Annotated in this window: 17 protein-coding genes; 5 read left to right on the forward strand and 12 right to left on the reverse strand. The window is 61.6% G+C overall.

The window, feature by feature from the left end:
* Both gltA and gltX read right to left on the reverse strand, forming a co-directional pair.
* Positions 1–1,286, reverse strand: a 1,286-nt coding sequence (gene gltA / locus M6D32_RS19775) for a citrate synthase (protein WP_298259333.1), incomplete at its 3' end; no start/stop codon positions are given.
* Between the two features lie 309 nt (positions 1,287–1,595).
* Entirely contained in the window at positions 1,596–3,020 is a 1,425-nt protein-coding gene (gene gltX, locus M6D32_RS19780) for a glutamate--tRNA ligase (protein WP_298259335.1), read from the reverse strand.
* Positions 3,021–3,299: 279 nt separating this feature from the next.
* Here gltX and M6D32_RS19785 point away from each other — a divergent pair, with 279 nt between their 5' ends.
* On the forward strand, positions 3,300–4,979 hold the full coding sequence (locus M6D32_RS19785; RefSeq protein WP_298259337.1) for a glutamine--tRNA ligase/YqeY domain fusion protein: 1,680 nt from the start codon (positions 3,300–3,302) through the stop codon (positions 4,977–4,979).
* Here M6D32_RS19785 and M6D32_RS19790 read toward each other — a convergent pair.
* The 3 genes from M6D32_RS19790 to M6D32_RS19800 form a co-directional block, all read right to left on the reverse strand.
* On the reverse strand, positions 4,976–5,170 hold the full coding sequence (locus M6D32_RS19790) for a hypothetical protein (protein ID WP_298259339.1): 195 nt from the start codon (positions 5,168–5,170) through the stop codon (positions 4,976–4,978). The two genes, M6D32_RS19785 and M6D32_RS19790, sit on opposite strands and share 4 nt — an antisense overlap.
* 161 nt (positions 5,171–5,331) lie before the next feature.
* Positions 5,332–5,652: a hypothetical protein gene (locus tag M6D32_RS19795; protein WP_298259341.1), complete on the reverse strand. Its 321-nt coding sequence runs from the start codon at positions 5,650–5,652 to the stop codon at positions 5,332–5,334.
* Positions 5,653–5,692: 40 nt separating this feature from the next.
* Complete coding sequence (locus tag M6D32_RS19800; protein WP_298259343.1) at positions 5,693–5,866, reverse strand: hypothetical protein; 174 nt, start codon at positions 5,864–5,866, stop codon at positions 5,693–5,695.
* Positions 5,867–6,053: 187 nt separating this feature from the next.
* Here M6D32_RS19800 and M6D32_RS19805 point away from each other — a divergent pair, with 187 nt between their 5' ends.
* On the forward strand, positions 6,054–8,333 hold the full coding sequence (locus M6D32_RS19805) for a ComEC/Rec2 family competence protein (protein ID WP_298259345.1): 2,280 nt from the start codon (positions 6,054–6,056) through the stop codon (positions 8,331–8,333).
* Here the strand turns inward: M6D32_RS19805 and M6D32_RS19810 are convergent.
* From M6D32_RS19810 to M6D32_RS19840, 7 genes are all read right to left on the reverse strand, one after another.
* Positions 8,318–8,644, reverse strand: a complete 327-nt coding sequence (locus tag M6D32_RS19810) for a hypothetical protein (protein WP_366145848.1) — start codon at positions 8,642–8,644, stop codon at positions 8,318–8,320. The two genes, M6D32_RS19805 and M6D32_RS19810, sit on opposite strands and share 16 nt — an antisense overlap.
* Entirely contained in the window at positions 8,631–8,816 is a 186-nt protein-coding gene (locus M6D32_RS19815) for a hypothetical protein (RefSeq protein WP_298259349.1), read from the reverse strand. Before M6D32_RS19815 ends, M6D32_RS19810 begins: the two co-directional genes overlap by 14 nt.
* 198 nt (positions 8,817–9,014) lie before the next feature.
* Positions 9,015–9,443, reverse strand: coding sequence for a hypothetical protein (locus M6D32_RS19820; RefSeq protein WP_298259351.1), 429 nt, complete (start codon positions 9,441–9,443; stop codon positions 9,015–9,017).
* Between the two features lie 240 nt (positions 9,444–9,683).
* Positions 9,684–10,388 (reverse strand): transcriptional repressor LexA, encoded by a 705-nt coding sequence (lexA, locus tag M6D32_RS19825; protein WP_298259363.1) that lies wholly within the window; start codon positions 10,386–10,388, stop codon positions 9,684–9,686.
* A 193-nt stretch (positions 10,389–10,581) separates the two neighbouring features.
* The gene (glp, locus tag M6D32_RS19830) at positions 10,582–11,796 is read right to left on the reverse strand and encodes a gephyrin-like molybdotransferase Glp (protein WP_298259353.1); all 1,215 of its coding nucleotides are present in this window, start codon (positions 11,794–11,796) and stop codon (positions 10,582–10,584) included.
* Positions 11,797–11,849: 53 nt separating this feature from the next.
* Entirely contained in the window at positions 11,850–12,479 is a 630-nt protein-coding gene (locus tag M6D32_RS19835) for an HAD-IA family hydrolase (protein WP_298259355.1), read from the reverse strand.
* 67 nt (positions 12,480–12,546) lie between these two features.
* On the reverse strand, positions 12,547–13,677 hold the full coding sequence (locus M6D32_RS19840) for an alpha-hydroxy acid oxidase (protein ID WP_298259357.1): 1,131 nt from the start codon (positions 13,675–13,677) through the stop codon (positions 12,547–12,549).
* 191 nt (positions 13,678–13,868) lie between these two features.
* Between M6D32_RS19840 and M6D32_RS19845 the strand changes: the two genes are divergently transcribed.
* The 3 genes from M6D32_RS19845 to M6D32_RS19855 all read left to right on the forward strand — a co-directional run bounded on the left by M6D32_RS19845 (position 13,869) and on the right by M6D32_RS19855 (position 17,061).
* A complete protein-coding gene (locus tag M6D32_RS19845; protein WP_298259366.1) occupies positions 13,869–14,423 on the forward strand; it encodes a YbhB/YbcL family Raf kinase inhibitor-like protein in 555 nt (184 codons plus the stop codon).
* Positions 14,424–14,681: 258 nt separating this feature from the next.
* Entirely contained in the window at positions 14,682–15,263 is a 582-nt protein-coding gene (locus tag M6D32_RS19850) for a cupin domain-containing protein (protein ID WP_298259359.1), read from the forward strand.
* 454 nt (positions 15,264–15,717) lie between these two features.
* On the forward strand, positions 15,718–17,061 hold the full coding sequence (locus tag M6D32_RS19855; protein ID WP_298259361.1) for a S41 family peptidase: 1,344 nt from the start codon (positions 15,718–15,720) through the stop codon (positions 17,059–17,061).
* Positions 17,062–17,128: the final 67 nt, after the last annotated feature.

Raw genomic sequence — 17,128 nt, forward strand, 5'->3', positions numbered from 1 at the left:
GACATCGGCTGATAATCGCGCCGCGGCGACCCGGTATAGAGCTGGCGCGGACGGCCGAGCTTCTGGTGCGGGTCCTCGATCATCTCTTTCCACTGCGCGATCCAGCCGACGGTGCGCGCGAGCGCGAACAGCACGGTGAACATCGCGGTGGGGAAGCCCATCGCGCGTAGCGTGATGCCGGAATAGAAATCGACGTTTGGGTAAAGCTTTTTCTCGATGAAATATTCGTCGTGCAGCGCGATCTGTTCCAGCTCCATCGCGACTTCGAGCAGCGGATCCTTGATGCCGAGCTCGTTGAGCACCTCGTAGCAGGTCTTCTGCATGATCTTGGCGCGCGGATCGTAGTTCTTGTAGACGCGATGGCCGAAGCCCATCAGGCGGACTTCGCTGTTCTTGTCCTTCACCTTCTTGATGAAGTCCGGAATCTTGTCGACCGAGCCGATGCTAGCCAGCATCGCCAGGGCCGCCTCGTTGGCGCCGCCATGCGCCGGTCCCCATAGGCAGGCAATGCCGGCCGCGATGCAGGCGAATGGATTCGCGCCCGAGGAGCCCGCGATACGAACCGTCGAAGTCGAGGCGTTCTGCTCGTGGTCGGCGTGGAGGATGAAGATCTTGTCGAGGGCGTCGGCAAGCACCGGATTGATCTGGTATTCTTCGCACGGCACTGCAAAACACATGCGAAGGAAGTTCTCGGCGAATTTCAGCGAGTTTTTCGGATAGATGAAAGGTTGGCCGAGATTATATTTGAATGCCATCGCAGCAAGCGTCGGAATCTTGGCGATCATGCGCATCGAGGCGATCATGCGCTGCTGCGGATCGCTGATGTCCGTGGAGTCGTGATAGAACGCGGCCAATGCGCCAACCGACGCCACCATCACCGCCATGGGATGCGCGTCGCGGCGGAAACCCTGGAAGAAGCGAGCCATCTGTTCGTGGACCATCGTGTGATGGATCACGCGCTGGTCGAAGTCGTGCTTCTGGGCCGGGGTCGGAAGTTCGCCGTAAAGCAGCAGGTAGCAGGTTTCGAGGAAGTCGCCGTGTTCGGCGAGCTGTTCGATCGGATAGCCGCGATATTCCAGAACGCCCGCATCGCCGTCGATATAAGTGATTTTCGACTCGCAACTCGCCGTCGAGGTGAAACCGGGATCGTAGGTGAACATCCCGGACTGGGCGTAGAGCTTGCCGATGTCGATGACATCGGGACCAATGCTGCCGCTCGAGATGGGGAGATCGAAGGTCTTGTTGCCTACCGTTAACGTTGCGGTCTTGCCTTGGGATGCGGCCATCGTGAGGTCCCCGATGCGATCGTTGTGAGAGCCCCGCTTTTTGTACCGTTTCCGAAACGGTCGGCAGGCGAACGGGACGTTTTAATTGAAGCGTTTAAATGGGTAGCTTATTGCTGTGTGCGCTGCAAGGTGGCGCCTGGTGGTCCGATTCTAACATTCGCATCCCTTCTCAGCGGCCACTTTTGCGAATGTTAGAATCAAGGGACCACTAGCAAATATATGTTTCTAGTGGAGTTTAGGATTTGACATTCGCCTTGCGAATTCGCGGCCAGATGGGTAGCGAATGTCAGATCCACTCCACTGGCAGCTTCAGTCCGGGCCCTGATCGTCGAGCCGGGCCAGGCTTTCCTCCCGGCCCAGGACCGCCAGCACATCGAATATGCCAGGCGAAGTGGAGCGTCCGGTCAACGCCGCGCGCAACGGCTGGGCCACGGCTCCGAACTTGAGGCTATTCTGGTCGGCAAACGCACGCATCGCGGTTTCCGTCTCCACGGCGGTCCAGTTTTTGACTTCCCAGAGCGCAACACGAAGCCGCCCGATCAGCAGCCGGTTTTCCGGCGTCAGCAAGGCGGCGGCCTTGGCGTCGATCCCGAGCGGCCGGTCAGCGAAGATGTAATAAGCGCTGTCGATCAGCTCAATCAGCGTCTTGGCGCGTTCTTTCAGGCTGGGCATCGCCTGCAACAACTGGCCGCGGGTCTCGTCGTTGAGTTTGGCGGTAACCTCAGCGCCGTTGGGTACGTAGGGGAGCGCACTTTCGAACATCTTCACGAGGGAGTGATCGTCCGTGTGCCGGATATAATGACCGTCGAGATTTTCGAGCTTGGCGAAATCGAAACGGGCGGCCGATTTGCCGATACCGGAGAGATCGAACGCGGCGATCATTTCCTCCGTCGAGAAGATCTCCTGGTCGCCATGGCTCCATCCGAGCCGTACGAGATAATTCCGCAGAGCAGCGGGCAAGTATCCCATGGCGCGGTAAGCGTCAACGCCGAGCGCGCCGTGACGCTTCGACAGCTTTGAGCCGTCCGGCCCGTGGATCAGGGGAATATGCGACATGCTGGGAATGTCCCAGCCGAGCCCGTCGTAGATCTGTTTCTGGCGCGCCGCGTTGATCAGATGGTCGTCGCCGCGGATGATGTGGGTGACGCCCATGTCGTGATCGTCGACCACCACGGCCAGCATGTAGGTCGGGGTTCCGTCGCCGCGCAGCAGGACCAGATCGTCGAGGTTTTCATTTTGCCAGACGACGCGGCCCTGCACCTGATCCTCGATCACGGTTTCGCCCGTGAGAGGCGCCCGCAGGCGGACCGTCGGCTTCATTCCGGCAGGGGCTTTGGACGGATCGCGATCGCGCCACAGACCATCGTAAAGGCGGGTGCGGCCCTCGGCGCGCGCCTTCTCGCGCATCACAGCCAATTCCTCCGGCGTGGCGTAACAGCGGTAGGCCTTGCCGGCGGCCAGCAGGCTTTCGGCCACCTCCCGATGGCGGGCCGCTCGGCTGAACTGGTAGATGACCTCGCCGTCCCAACCGAGCTCGAGCCACTTGAGGCCATCCAGAATGGCGGCAATCGCGGCATCGGTCGACCGCTCCCGGTCGGTGTCCTCGATCCGAAGCAGCATCTTGCCGCCGTGCTTGTGGGCAAAAAGCCAGTTGAACAGGGCGGTGCGGGCTCCCCCGATATGGAGGAAGCCGGTCGGCGAGGGGGCAAAGCGCGTGACGACGGGTGCGGTCATTGACGTGAACGGGGAAAGGGAAGGCTGCGGGTGTATAGCAGGAACCCCATATAACTAAAGCTTCCTTGGGACTGGTGGCCCGTTTTTGACATTCGTACCCTGTCGCGGAGGGCTCATTTACGAATGTCAAAAACAAAGGGCCAGCAAATAATAGGTTTGTAGTGTGGCTTTGGATTTGACATTCGCTATACGAACTCGCGGCGATATTGAAGCGAATGTCAAATCACCACACTAACGGATTTGGCAGATAGACCCTTGATTTCGGAACAGGAAGCTAAAATGACCGCAGAACCGACGACGGCAGAGGCTGGCCGCGATTTCATCCGCGACATCGTCCAGGCCGACCTCGACGCCAAAAAGCATCGTGCGATCGTGACGCGGTTTCCGCCGGAACCGAACGGCTATCTGCATATCGGCCATGCCAAGTCGATCGGCCTTAACTTCGGGATCGCGCAGGAATTCGGTGGGCGCTGCCATCTGCGGTTCGACGACACCAATCCGACCAGGGAAGAGCAGGAGTTCATCGACTCCATTCAGGCCGACGTTAGATGGCTCGGCTACGACTGGGGGAAAAACCTCTTTTTTGCCTCCGACTATTTCGAACAACTCTACGAATGGGCGGAAGGTCTGATCCGTGCCGGCCTCGCCTATGTCGACGACCAGTCGCAGGAAGAGATCCGCCTGGCGCGCGGGACGCTGACCGAGCCAGGGAAAAACAGCCCGTTCCGTGACCGTTCGGTCGAGGAAAATCTCGGTCTGTTCCGTCGCATGAAGGCGGCTGAATTTCCAAACGGGGCACGCGTGCTGCGTGCCAGGATCGACATGGCCTCGGGCAACATCAACCTGCGCGACCCCGTGCTGTATCGAATTCTGCACGCTCATCATCCCCGTACCGGGGAGAAATGGTCGATCTATCCGAGCTACGACTTTGCTCATGGCCAGTCGGACGCGATCGAGGGCATTACGCATTCGATCTGCACGCTGGAATTTGAGGACCACCGGCCGCTCTACGACTGGCTGCTCGATAAATTGCCAGTCCCCTCGAAGCCGCATCAGTACGAATTTGCGCGCCTCAACCTGACTTATACGCTGCTTTCCAAGCGCGTGTTGACCGAGCTCGTGCGCGGCGGCCACGTGGCAGGCTGGGACGATCCGCGCATGCCGACGATTGCCGGGCTAAGGCGGCGCGGCGTTCCGCCGGCGGCCGTGCGCGAATTCATCAAGCGGATCGGTGTGGCGAAAGCCAACAGCGTCGTCGATGTGGGAATGCTCGAGTTCTGCATCCGAGAGGTTTTGAACCAGACCGCGCAACGGCGGATGGCGGTGTTGCGGCCGCTCAAGGTCGTGATCGAGAATTATCCGGAAGGGAAAGTCGAGGAGATCGAGGCGGTCAACCATCCCGACGACCCCGCCGCTGGCACGCGCCGCGTCGCGTTTGGACGGGAGCTCTACGTCGAGCGCGACGATTTCATGGAAAATCCGCCGAAGAAGTTTTTCCGCTTGTCGCCTGGCAACGAAGTGCGGCTGCGTTACGCCTATTTCATCACCTGCCGCGAGGTGGTGAAGAACGCTGCGGGCGAGGTCGTGGAGTTACGCTGCACCTATGATCCTGCGACACGCGGCGGCAACGCGCCCGACGGCCGCAAGGTCAAGGCGACCATGCACTGGCTTTCGGCGTCGCATTCGAAGCCAGCGGAAATCCGTCTCTACAATCCACTGTTCGCCAATCCCGGTCCCGACGCGGTGAACTTCACGGCCGACCTCAATCCGCAGTCGTTGGAGATCCTGATGGACGCGAGGGTCGAAGCTGACGTGGCCGCGTCTCATTCGCTCGATGTCATGCAGTTCGAACGCCAGGGTTATTTCGTACGCGACAAGGATTCGACCGCCGACCGCCTGGTGTTCAATCGCACCATCGGATTGCGCGACGCCTTCGCGAAAGAAGTAGGCAAAGGTTAGCGCTGGTTGCCTTGCGGGGGCCTCTTGTCCAACCCGGTAAGCCAGGTCCCGACAATGTGGCGGGCCAGACGATCCTTGGCTTTCTCCTCGATCAGGAGACTGATGAAGGCAAGCCGCTTCGGCTCGTCGTCCGCTTCCGCCAGCAATTGACGATAACGATCGAAATTATACGCTGTGTCCGCGCCACTCATCGCTACCCCCCGCAACAACTGAGCTTGCGGAAGTGTTGCGCTGCGCCGCATGCGACGCAATCAAATAGGTCGTTCAGGCGGGTCACTGGGGTGATGCGTTGTGGATAAGCCGGCGGTGTTTCGATGCAACGCTCATGGCAGCAAACGTTGAACACGCGACGCTACTCAAGCCGCTCGCGGATCTCATTGCGCATCTTTTCCCGAAAGGCCGCGCGCCGGGCGGGCCGTTCCTTCTCGTCGACATCCCAGCGATCGAAGATATTGAAGTTTTCGAGAATGGGATGGCGATCGCTGGCCATGGCGAGGATCGTCAGGAGCTTGTCGGCGGGGCCACTTGGACCAGTTATCTCCCAGCGGCGGATCGTATCGGCGCCTTCCTTCGGCTCCAGCCCGCATAGCTTGGCCATGTCGGCGGCCGTCAGCGGCCTGCCAATCGCCTCACCAAGATCTTGACGAAGTTGCTTCAGCTCGGCGCCTGTCACGAATCTCGCCCCTCCGCGGTAGGCGCGGTCTCGACAACAATTACGGCTTTCTCGCGATTCCCGGCATCTGGCTGCTCACCGAGACGCAAACGATGCGCGCGAGCGCGGGGCGGGCATCACGCCGCGCGGGCAGGCTGCTGTCGGTATCCACCCGCGGCTTTCCAGCGAATTCCGTATCCGTTCCCTTTTGCAAGACCACCGCCTTGGGTAGCATCGTTGGCGTCTCGGTTCTGACATTCGTAACCCGTCGCGGCCGCTTTGTTTACGAATGTCAGAACCAAAGAGACGCTAGTAAATGATGGATTCTAGTGTGGTTTTGGATTTGACATTGGCTTGAAGAACTCGCGGCAAGACTGAAGCGAATGTCTAAATCCACGCTGATGTAGTGCAGGGTGGGCCGAATGGCGGAGCGGGGCAGGACGCCCGGCCGAGTACGGGGCATAGCCGATACCTGGCCCCCGCGTGGCGGGGTGCAGACGGGCGGCCTTGCTGCCGGGTCCGGCATCTGGCCGGGGATATTCGACAAGCTGCGGGAATGGGTGCGCGCGGAAGCCGACGCCGGACGGCTCCTGCCGTGGGTCCCCGTGGCTTTCGGAACCGGCATTGCCTTCTATTTCGCCGCCGCTCACGAGCCGGTGCTTCCTGTCGCCGTGGTCGCGGCCGCCGGACTTGGCGGCGCGGCGTTTCTGCTCCGGCGGCACAAGTTCTTTCCGCTTGCGGTAATGATCGCGAGCGTGGCCGCAGGCTTTGCCACCGCAACGGCAAGGACCGCCTATGTCGCCCATGAGGTGCTCAGGCGGCCGGCCTATTCGGTGTCGCTCTCCGGCTTTGTCGAGGCGCGGGATGTCCGCGAACGCACCGACCGCTTCGTGCTGCGGGTTACGCAGATGGATGGCCCGCATTTGCCCGCAAAGCTCGATCGGGTTCGGTTGTCGGTGCGCAAGGGTATGCTGCCGGCGGTTGGCAGTTTCGTCGAGATGAAGGCGCGGCTGCAGCCGCCGCTCGCTCCGCTGCGGCCTGGCAGCTACAACTTCAGCCGCGACCTGTTCTTTCAGGGCATCGGCGCCTCCGGCTTCGTGACCGGCAGCATCAAGGCCAGCGAGCCGCCAGTCGCGGGCGGCCTGTGGCTGCGTTACGACGCCTTCATGCAGGACCTGCGGGATGCCATCGACGCGAGGATCCGCACCACGCTGGATGGCGACAAGCGCGCCATCGCCACCGCTCTTCTGACCGGCCGGCGCGATGCCATCACGACACCGGTCAACGATGCCATGTTCATCTCCGGTCTCGGCCATGTGCTTTCAATCTCCGGCTATCACATGGCGGTCGTGGCCGGCGTCGTTTTCTTCGTCATCCGCGCGCTGCTGGCGCTGAGCCCGGCACTGACGGTTTCATTTCCGATCAAGAAATGGGCCGCGGCCGCGGCACTCGCCGCCGCCACATTCTATCTGCTGCTTTCGGGAGCGGAGGTCGCCACCCAACGGTCTTACTATATGACGGCAGTGGTGCTGCTCGCCGTGATAGTCGACCGGCGCGCCATCACCTTCCGCACACTCGCGTTGGCGGCCATCGTCGTGCTGGTTCTGGCGCCGGAGGCGCTGGTGCATCCGAGCTTCCAGATGTCGTTTGCCGCAACGCTTGGCCTTGTGGCGCTGGTGCAGATCGGGATGCCGCGCCTGTTCGCGACGCCGGAGAACTCGGCCGCAGCCAAAGTGGCGCTGTGGGGCGGGCGCGAGCTTGTCACGCTGACGCTGGCTTCGTTCGTCGCCGGACTTGCGACCACGCCCTACGCCGCCTTCCACTTCCACCGCGTGACACCGTATGGCGTGCTGGCCAATCTGGCGGCCATGCCGGTTGTCTCGGCGGTCGTGATGCCGGCGGGCATGCTGGGTCTCGTCGCGATGCCGTTCGGCTTCGACGGATTCTTCTGGTGGCTGATGGGCGTCGGCATCGACTGGATGATTGTCGTGACGGAGTGGGTGGCGGCGCTTCCCGGCGCCATCGGCCGGATCACCGCCTTCGGTGTCGGTCCGTTGATCGTCTCGAGCGTCGGGATCGTGTTGTTGGGATTGTTGCGTACGCCGCTCAGGTGGTCCGGCGTCGTCCTGCTGGTGGCCTCGGTGATCTGGGCGCTCATGCTACCGCAGCCGGACATTCTGGTTTCCGGTGACGGTCACAACGTCGCCGTCCGCGGACACGACGGCCGGTTGCATCTGATGAAGACCGGCAAGGATGCGTTCCTCATCAAGGAGTGGCTGGCCGCCGACGCCGACGACCGGAACCCCGGTGCCACTTCGCTTGGCGACGGCGTGTCCTGCGACGCGGAAGGCTGCGTGGTGCCGATGGCGGACGGCCGTCTGGTCGCGCGGTCATTGAAGCCTGAGGGGATGGCCGATGATTGCGCACGAGCGGCACTGATCGTAACCGCCACGTCCGTTCCGCCGGGCTGCGGCGCGACGGTGATCGACGTGAAGCGGTTGCGCGCGCAGGGCGCGATGATGCTGCGCTGGACGCCGCACGGGTTCACCGTCGATGCCGTCCAGCCGAGAGGCACGAACCGGCCCTGGTCGCCATCATCGGGCGATTTCGAAGGCAACGCGGCTCTGCTCGCTGCAGCGACCAAATCGGCGCGGCCGGCCGACGCGACGCCAGCGGAGTCCGATCTTCAGGCGGGAGACTGAACTGCCGCGAGTTCATCCGGCCGATGAATATTTTGAATGTCTTGGTTCTGAATGTCTGGGGAGGTCGGACCCGATGCGACAGGCAATTCGAAGGCGCCGAGATGAAATTCATCGGTTTCGACGATCGCCTCGTCACTCTCGACCGCTAGCGGCGGCGATGATGTCTGGACCAGAGTGAAGGATGCGGTGGGAAACTGCGTCCAGATGGCCAGATCGTCCGGCGTAATCGTCAGCCAGCCGAAACGAAACAGGTAGCGGCCGGGTTCGCCGACGTGTCCGACCTGTTGCCAGTTGACCTTATTGACGGGCAATTTTGCCTCCCTCCCCGAGCTCACGGCCGTACCCTTCATCTCTGGAGCGGCTGATCGAGCGCAGCAAGCCGACCGTCTGCAGCTCAAAGGCATCGAGCTGCAGCGCAAAGGTCGCCAGCGCCAACTGCAAGCGGTTCAGTTCCCTGGCGCGCGGATCGTTCCAGGAATTCATGATGCTTTACACACTCGACTCGACCAAGCCGTTGCCTAGTGCGGTGAATTTGAAGTTCCTATCAATTTCGCGGAAACCTCGTCATAGGAACTTCAAATTCTAAACCGCACTAGAATCATACAATTTGCTAGTGCTCCTTTGATTCCAAAGTTCGTAAACGTGGAGCCGCAATATGATACGAACTTCGGAATCGGAGCACTAGTCCGTCGTGATGGGCCTCGGCAGTGGCGGATTGATGACGACCGGACGGGGCGCTGCGCGCTCGCGTTGCTGCACTGCGGGCAATTGCAGCACGGTTGCCCGCTGTCCTTCGCGGAGCAGGGTCACCAACACATGGCTGCCGTCGGGAAATTCGATCGTGTCGTGGTGCCGATCAGGAAGGTGGCGATCGATTTCGCCGAGCTTGCCGACCCGGAAAGCCGACCGCCGTGTCCAGAACCAGCGGCTGTCGTACCGGACGTTATCGGCGAAGGCGAGCTCGGTTCCCGGCAACAGGCACACCGCAACTTCGGGCTCCGCCGCCGACGCAAAGCCTTTCGTGGAGGTGCCGCGGAAAGTCGTGCTGATCAGTGTTTCGCCTGCTTTTGCAGGGCGTGTTGCAACGGCGTGCAGACTATAGTCACACATCGGAGGGCTCCTCAGTCGAGATAGCCGGCCGTGCCTCTCCATCGAAAAGAGGCATAGGCCTCCATCTAGGTGAATATCAACGTCTGAATCTCTCGCCGCTTGGCGGCAATTCTGCGGCTTGATTCAAGCCGCTGCATCACAAATTTGTTTTGCCGAATGCAAACGTCTTGAGGAACCTTTTTGTTCCTCAAGGACGAAGCCAATACGTGAGAGCGAAGGGAGGAGCTTCCGAGTGGCGGCTCAGTACTTGCGGTACAGGCCGATCAGTTTGCCCTGAATCTTGACCCGGTTCGGCGGCAGGATACGAACTTCGTAGGCGGTGTTGGCAGGCTCGAGCGCGATGGAAGCGCCACGGCGGCGGAAACGCTTGAGCGTCGCTTCCTCGTCGTCGATCAGGGCAACGACGATGTCGCCGGTGTCCGCAGTCTCGTTGCGCTGGATCAACGCCATGTCGCCGTCGAGGATTCCGGCTTCCACCATGGAATCTCCGCGCACTTCGAGAGCGTAGTGCTCGCCCGATCCCAGCATGTCCGGCGGGACGCTGATGGTGTGGCTGCGGGTCTGCAGCGCTTCGATCGGCGTACCGGCGGCGATGCGGCCCATCACCGGCACGGCGACGGGACGCTCGCCGTCATCCGGCGCCGCGATGCTGCTGCTGCGAACCTTTCCAAGCGTTCCTTCGATGACGCTCGGCGTAAAACCTCGTCGGCCGTTGCCGCCTGCGCTGGCAAGTTCGGGCAGCTTGATGACTTCGATGGCGCGGGCGCGGTTGGGCAGGCGGCGAATGAAGCCACGCTCCTCGAGGGCGGTGATCAGGCGATGGATGCCCGACTTCGACCGCAAGTCCAGCGCGTCCTTCATCTCGTCGAAGGAGGGCGGCACGCCCGACTCCTTCAGCCGTTCGCTGATGAACCGCAGGAGTTCGTATTGTTTGCGTGTCAGCATCTCGACCAGTCCCCAGGTTGCTTTCATTCAGTTCGGAAGACGTCTGACTTTGAGACCGCTAGCTGAGCGTCCGATTTCGGCTACCGTCGTCAAAGTCCAGAAACAAATCATGAACGAACACTATCTGTTCCATATGTGTTCCGCAACCACTTAATTTTTCGTCAATGAAAGCGCGGGCGCCGAACGCAGCTACTCAGTCGGCGGGCAGTCGTAGGATGTCGCAAGAGGAGCCCGCTCTGGCTGCCGGCGCAAATGGCGGCCGGACGACAAGTGCCTGTGCTGCAGCGAGATTCCCAAGCAGCGAGCTATCCTGCTGATGGACCGGCGTAGCGATCAGCGCACCGTCATCGCGCGCCGCAAGACGTGCGCGCAAGTAATCCTGGCGCTGGTCGTTGGCTGCGACGTCAACCGCGAGCAAGGCCGATTCAGTCGTGTGGTGGACAGTGACTCGGCCGCAGAGTTTGCGAATCAACGGCACGAGAAACAGGAACGCGCACACATAAGATGACACGGGATTGCCGGGCAGGCCGAGCACTCGCATCTCGCCGAGCCGACCGTGCATCAGGGGTTTGCCGGGCCGCATGGCGATCCGCCAGAAGGCCATCGCCACGTCCTCGGCATCGAGCGCGCGCTTGACGAGGTCATGGTCGCCGACCGAAGCGCCGCCCGTCGTGATCAGGATGTCGGCGCCGGCGTCGCGGGCACGGCGAATGCCCGACGTGGTGGCGGCAAGCGTGTCGGCGGCAATGCCGAGGTCGACGACATCAGCGCCTTCGGCGCGGGCCAGCGCCCGCAGCGCGTAGCCGTTGGAATAGACGATCTGGCCGGGGCCGGGGGTCTCGCCCGGCATCACCAGCTCGTCGCCGGTGGCGAGCAGGGCGACCTTCGGCCGGCGATGGACGGGCAGGCGGGGATGGTTCATCGAGGCGGCCAGCGAGAGGTCGCGGTCGGTGAGCTGGCCGCCCGCCTTCAGCAGGATGTCGCCCTGGTTGAAATCGACGCCGGCGCGGCGGATATGGCGTCCCGGGACGGCGGCCTCGGTGACGACAATGCCGTCTCCCTCGGCGGCGGCGTCTTCCTGAATAATCACGGCATCGGCTCCATCCGGAACCACGCCGCCGGTGAAGATGCGCACGGCCTGGCGGGGGCCGACCACCCGATCGAAGGGCCGCCCCGCGGCAATCTCGCCGATTACCTTCAGCCGGGCTCCGGCATGGGCTGCGTCGGCGGCGCGTAACGCATAGCCATCCATGGCCGACATTGCCTGGGGCGGCTGGGTGCGGAGCGCGGCAAGGTCGCGCGCCAGGACCCGCCGATAGGCCAAATCCAGCGCGACCATTTCCTCGGGCAGCCCATCCGCGCCCGAAAGGACGGCGGCCAGCGCATCGGCTACCGGCATCAGTGCCAAGACAACACTCCTGAAGGCAACATTTCCGAGACGGGCACGTCCAAGACCATTTCCTAGATTCCGAGGGCGTCAAGCGCTTTTGCCACGTCCCCGGGTGAGGTCACAAGAACGGCCTTCAAACCGCATTCCCGTGCGCCTTCGATATTTTCGGCGAGATCGTCGAAGAACACGATCCGGTCCGCAGGCACCCCGATCGCGTGCACGACATGATCATAAGCTTCCGCGTCCGGCTTTCGAAGCCCGATGGTGGAGGACAGGAAGACCTTGCGGAAAGGCTTAAGCACCTCGGCAAACTGACTGGAGAAATAAGCGACGTGGGCGGCATTGGTGTTGGAGAAGGCGTAGATCGGCAGGCGCCGGGCGGCCCGCGTCAGGAGGTGGCTGATGTCCGGCATCTCACCGATAAAGATCGCGTTCCAACCTTCGATGAATTGCTGATCGGAAAGCTCGACGCCGAGAGATGAGCGCAGGCCAGCAAAGTAGGCCTCATCGCTGATCTTACCCCTTTCGTGACGGTGGTAGGACTCGTCGCGCAAGAACCTGCTCGCCAGCTGCGCCGGTTCGCAAGCCGCGTGTCGAGCCCACACGTGAAGCGTCCGATTGAAATCAAGATCGAGCACCACGCGGCCGAGGTCGAACAGCAAGGCGTCGGCGGCGCCGGGCGCAAGGGGTGGATGGTTCATCGGGGGTACTTCGAGCCCATCGGAGCTGAGACGGCGCGGTGTACCGCGGCGTCCGTTACAGGCGTCATCAATACCGATACGGCTCGATGTCGAGAAGCGGGAAGGCGCTGAAGACGCTTGGCAGGTTGGTTGGCGCCGCCGCCTGCAAATAGGATTTGTCGAGCTCGGCGAATTTGGTGACACCGAGCAGGCCGAGGCATCGCACCACCTCGTCTTCCAGCAGTTCCAGCATTCGCACGATGCCACTTTCGCCCGCGGCCGCGAGCGCCCAGCATTGCAGCCGGCCGATGCCGACGAGGTCGGCGCCCATGATGATCGCCTTGACGATATCGGTGCCGCGGCAGAACGAGCCGTCCACCATGATTTTCGCGCGGCCTTTGACGGCGCTGACGATCTCCGGCAGCACGTGCATCGAGCCGCGGCCGTGGTCGAGCTGACGACCACCGTGATTGGAGACGTAAATCCAATCCACGCCGTGATCGAGCGCCACCGCCGCATCCTCGGCGGTAGCGATTCCCTTGATGATCAGCGGGATCTTGTACTTGTCCTTGATCAGCTTGACGGTGCGCCACTCCAATCCCTTCTGGAAGTCGCCACCGGTGGCGCGCAGGCGGCTTTCACGAACATAACGCTTGGCGATATCGCGCTCGCGCCGGCTGTAATGGGCAGTGTCGACGGTCAGGCAGAACGCCGTGTAGCCCGAGGCGATCGCACGGCTGACGCGGTCTTCGACAAAGGCGTCATCGCCACGGACATAGAGCTGATAGATACGCAGCGCATCAGGCGCGGCCTCGGCGACCTTTTCAAGTCCGGGTTCCGTCACGGAGCTCAACATATGGGCCGCGCCAAACCGGCCCACGCCGCGGGTGACGCTGGCGCCGGCGTTGACGGGATCGAAAATCTCGAGTGCGCCGACCGGGGCCATCATGACCGGCAGGCGCAACTTACGGCCGAACACCTCGGTCGAGGCATCGATGCGGGCGACGTTGCGGAGCACGCGTGGCCGGAACGCCATCTCATCTAGCGCCATGCGGTTGCGCCGCATCGTGGTTTCCGTCTCCGTGGCGCCGATGATGTAGTCCCAGGCGTTCTGGTTGAGGTTGGCGCGCGCCTTGTTCACGAACTCATGCAGGTTCTGGAATGGCTCGGCGCTGGCGCCAAGTTCGCTGCTTGTCGGGATACGGGTCGCTTCGTTCATTTTCTTCTCCTTGTATTTCCGACGGCGTGGCCTCGAACAACCCTTCGCCTCAGGCTATTCATAGCCCATTGGATAATGCCGGGTAAGCGCGCAGGCGCCTCGCCGGTTCTTCCCTGTCGCCTCGCAAATTGCTAAGGCTTGCTCGCGTTTAACGTGCATCAAAACGGGGAGAAACTGCCATGAAAAAGACGATGGCCGCCATTGCGGCCTTGGCGCTGTCCGCGTGTGGCGTGACAGCGGCGAATGCCCAAAGCATGAGCCTTACCAGTGCGGAGGTCAAAGAGGGCGGCACGATTGCCAACGATCAGGTTTTCAAGGGATTTGGCTGCACCGGCAACAACGTTTCGCCGAGTCTGACCTGGAGCGGAGCACCCAGCGGCACCAAGAGCTTTGCCGTCAGCATTTACGATCCGGATGCCCCGACCGGCAGCGGTTGGTGGCATTGGGTCGTTTTCAATATTCCGGCCAACGTTACCTCGCTGCCCAAGGGGGCAGGGGATGTGAAATCAAAGGGGATGCCCAAGGACGCCATCCAGAGCCGCACCGATTTCGGTGCCGACGGCTACGGCGGTCCATGTCCGCCCACCGGCGACAAGCCGCATCATTACCAGATCACGGTATTCGCGGTCGACGTCGACAAGCTGCCCGATGCGAAGAACGACATGGCTTCCGCAGCGCTGGTCGGGTTCGATCTGCATTTCCATACGCTGGCGAAAGCGAAGTTGACCGCCACCTACGGCCGCTAGTGTCCCGGTTCTGACATTCGTATCATATCGCGGCGGGCAATTTTACGAATGTCAGAACCAAAGGGACACTAGCAACCATATGATTCTAGTGTGGCTTTGACTCTGACGTTCCTTCGAAGAACTCGCAGCGACACTGAAAGGAACGTCAGAGTCGCCACACTAGGACTCGATTGACCGGCTCGGGCCGCCGCTGCCATCCTCTCTCCCGGCGAGTGTACTGACAAAGATCAGCCGTTACCGCCGGGAGGGAGTTCAATGATGTTTCGTTCGATCCGGATACTTGCCGTCGCCGCTCTGCTGGGGTCGGCCGCTCACGCTTCCGACATCCGCCGCGTCGTCACCGGCCTCGACGCCGATAACAAATCGGTCGTGATGTTCGATAGCCGGATGACGCTGCCGGCTGGTCCGTTGGGCCTGCACGCGACCAACCTGTGGGTCACCAATTCCTATCCGCTCGGTTTCTCGTTCAAGGACGATACAGCGGCCACGCCGGTCGGCATCTCGCCGCTCGACAATGGTACCAAATTCCGCGTGGTAGAGTTTCCGCCGCTCGATCACGCCACTGAAGCCAAGATGGAACCCGGGGCGCTAATGAAAGCGGTTGGCTCGGCGGCGCCTGTGAGGGGCCGTCCTGTGACCCATCCGCTGATGCATCGAACCCGCAGCGTCGATTACGCCGTGGTGCTTTCGGGCGAGATCGACATGATGCTGGACGACAGCGTCGTCCATCTGAAGCCGGGCGATACGGTCGTCCAGCAGGCCACCAATCATGCATGGGTCAATCACGGAACTGAGACCTGCCGGATCCTGTTCGTGCTGATGGATGCCAAACAGCCATAGGCATTGAGGGCACCGGCACCCCCGCTTGCTGTTTCTAATTACAAATTGGACAGGAAAGGGATTTTCGGTTCTTTGCGGTCCGCGGAACGCCTATAGTTGTGCACCGTTGTGGCCGGATATGTTGCTGATGCGGCATTCGGCCTAGTGCGGCGAATTTGAAGTTCCTATCAGGATTGCGGCAAGTTCGTCATAGGAACTTCAAATTAAAAGCCGCACTAGAAACAATAAGTTGCTAGAGCTCCTTTGATTCCGAAGTTCGTATCAGAGGTCACCGCGATGGTTTGCGAACTTCGGAATCGGAGCTCTAGGGCCGGCTTTTCGGGCCAGCGATGCTCTCAAAGCGGCCTCAATGATGCCGGACAAGTGCCGCATAGGACCGGTCTGACCGGATAACCCCATGAAGGTCGTCAGCCGGCCCCGACGGACCGGCGGTACCAACCAAAAGGCTCGCCAAATGCGAAAGAACTATCTGTTTCTCCTCGGCACCGTTACGGGCGTCTGCCTGACCCTGGCCGTTGGCGGGCCGCTCGGCCAGCATTGGATGGCAGCAGCCAAGGCGAAGGTGGAGAACAACGAGATCTATTCGCAGCTCAATCTGTTCGGCGAAGTGTTCGAGCGGGTCAGGAGCGATTATGTCGAAAAGCCGGATGACGCACACCTGGTCGAGGGCGCGATCAACGGCATGATTTCCTCGCTCGATCCGCATTCCAGGTACATGAACGAGAGCGCCTGGCATGAGATGCAGGACACGACGAAAGGCGAGTTCGGCGGTCTCGGCATCGAGGTCACCATGGAAGATGGCCTCGTCAAGGTCGTCACGCCGATGGACGACACCCCGGCATCGAAGGCCGGGATCCTGTCCGGCGATTTTATTTCGCAGATCGACGACGAGAACGTGCAGGGGCTCACGCTCGAGCAGGCCGTCAACAAGATGAAAGGCCCGGTCGACACCAAGACCAAGCTGACCATCCTGCGCAAGGGCAATGACAGCCCCATCTACGTCACGCTCACGCGTCAGATCATTCAGGTGAAGCCGGTCAGCTATCGCACCAACGGCGGCGACATCGGCTACATCCGGATCAGCTCGTTCAGCGAGCAGACCGGCGATGAGCTGAAGAAGGCGATTGCCGATATCCAGAAGCAGATCCCGCAGGGTCTGGCAGGCTACGTCCTCGACCTCCGCAACAACCCCGGTGGATTGCTGGATCAGGCGGTGTCCGTCTCAAGCGCGTTCATGGCGCGCGGCGAAGTGGTCTCGACCCGGGGACGCCGGCCCGAGGAGACGCAGCGCTTCTCGGCCCATGGAGGCGATCTCACCAAGGGCAAGCCGCTCGTCGTGTTGATCAACGGCGGTTCAGCATCTGCTTCCGAAATCGTCGCGGGCGCCTTGCACGACCACAAGCGCGCGACCCTGATCGGCACCCGGTCGTTCGGCAAGGGGTCTGTGCAAACCATCATCCCGTTGGGTGGAGATCACGGCGCGCTGGCATTGACGACGGCGCGGTATTTCACGCCGTCGGGACACTCGATCCAGGCCCAGGGTATCCTGCCCGATATCGAAATCCTGCAGGACGTTCCCGACGAGTTGAAGGGACGCGCCGAGATGAAGGGCGAGGCCTCGATGCGCGGGCATCTCTCCGCAGAAGGGGCGGAGCAGACGGGCTCGCAGTCCTACGTGCCGCCGAACGAGAAGGACGACAAGGCTCTGGCCGCCGCCTACAATCAGTTGCGCGGGATTACGGTCAACGCCGGTGGGCCGGCGGCAACGTCGACGAAGACGACGACGGTCCCGAACTAGCGCGGCGAATTTGAAGTTCCTATCAGTTTCGCCGTGAGTTCGTTATAGGAACTTCAAATTCAAAGCC

This window comes from Bradyrhizobium sp. (assembly GCF_027307225.1).
GTDB lineage: Bacteria > Pseudomonadota > Alphaproteobacteria > Rhizobiales > Xanthobacteraceae > Bradyrhizobium.

Coding starts and splice junctions, on each gene's coding strand:
- gltX (WP_298259335.1), bottom strand. CDS start 3,020: ATGACCGCACCCGTCGTCACGCGCTTTGCCCCCTCGCCGACCGGCTTC.
- M6D32_RS19785 (WP_298259337.1), top strand. CDS start 3,300: ATGACCGCAGAACCGACGACGGCAGAGGCTGGCCGCGATTTCATCCGC.
- M6D32_RS19790 (WP_298259339.1), bottom strand. CDS start 5,170: ATGAGTGGCGCGGACACAGCGTATAATTTCGATCGTTATCGTCAATTG.
- M6D32_RS19800 (WP_298259343.1), bottom strand. CDS start 5,866: ATGCTACCCAAGGCGGTGGTCTTGCAAAAGGGAACGGATACGGAATTC.
- M6D32_RS19805 (WP_298259345.1), top strand. CDS start 6,054: ATGGCGGAGCGGGGCAGGACGCCCGGCCGAGTACGGGGCATAGCCGAT.
- M6D32_RS19815 (WP_298259349.1), bottom strand. CDS start 8,816: ATGAATTCCTGGAACGATCCGCGCGCCAGGGAACTGAACCGCTTGCAG.
- M6D32_RS19820 (WP_298259351.1), bottom strand. CDS start 9,443: ATGTGTGACTATAGTCTGCACGCCGTTGCAACACGCCCTGCAAAAGCA.
- lexA (WP_298259363.1), bottom strand. CDS start 10,388: ATGCTGACACGCAAACAATACGAACTCCTGCGGTTCATCAGCGAACGG.
- M6D32_RS19835 (WP_298259355.1), bottom strand. CDS start 12,479: ATGAACCATCCACCCCTTGCGCCCGGCGCCGCCGACGCCTTGCTGTTC.
- M6D32_RS19840 (WP_298259357.1), bottom strand. CDS start 13,677: ATGAACGAAGCGACCCGTATCCCGACAAGCAGCGAACTTGGCGCCAGC.
- M6D32_RS19845 (WP_298259366.1), top strand. CDS start 13,869: ATGGCCGCCATTGCGGCCTTGGCGCTGTCCGCGTGTGGCGTGACAGCG.
- M6D32_RS19850 (WP_298259359.1), top strand. CDS start 14,682: ATGTTTCGTTCGATCCGGATACTTGCCGTCGCCGCTCTGCTGGGGTCG.
- M6D32_RS19855 (WP_298259361.1), top strand. CDS start 15,718: ATGCGAAAGAACTATCTGTTTCTCCTCGGCACCGTTACGGGCGTCTGC.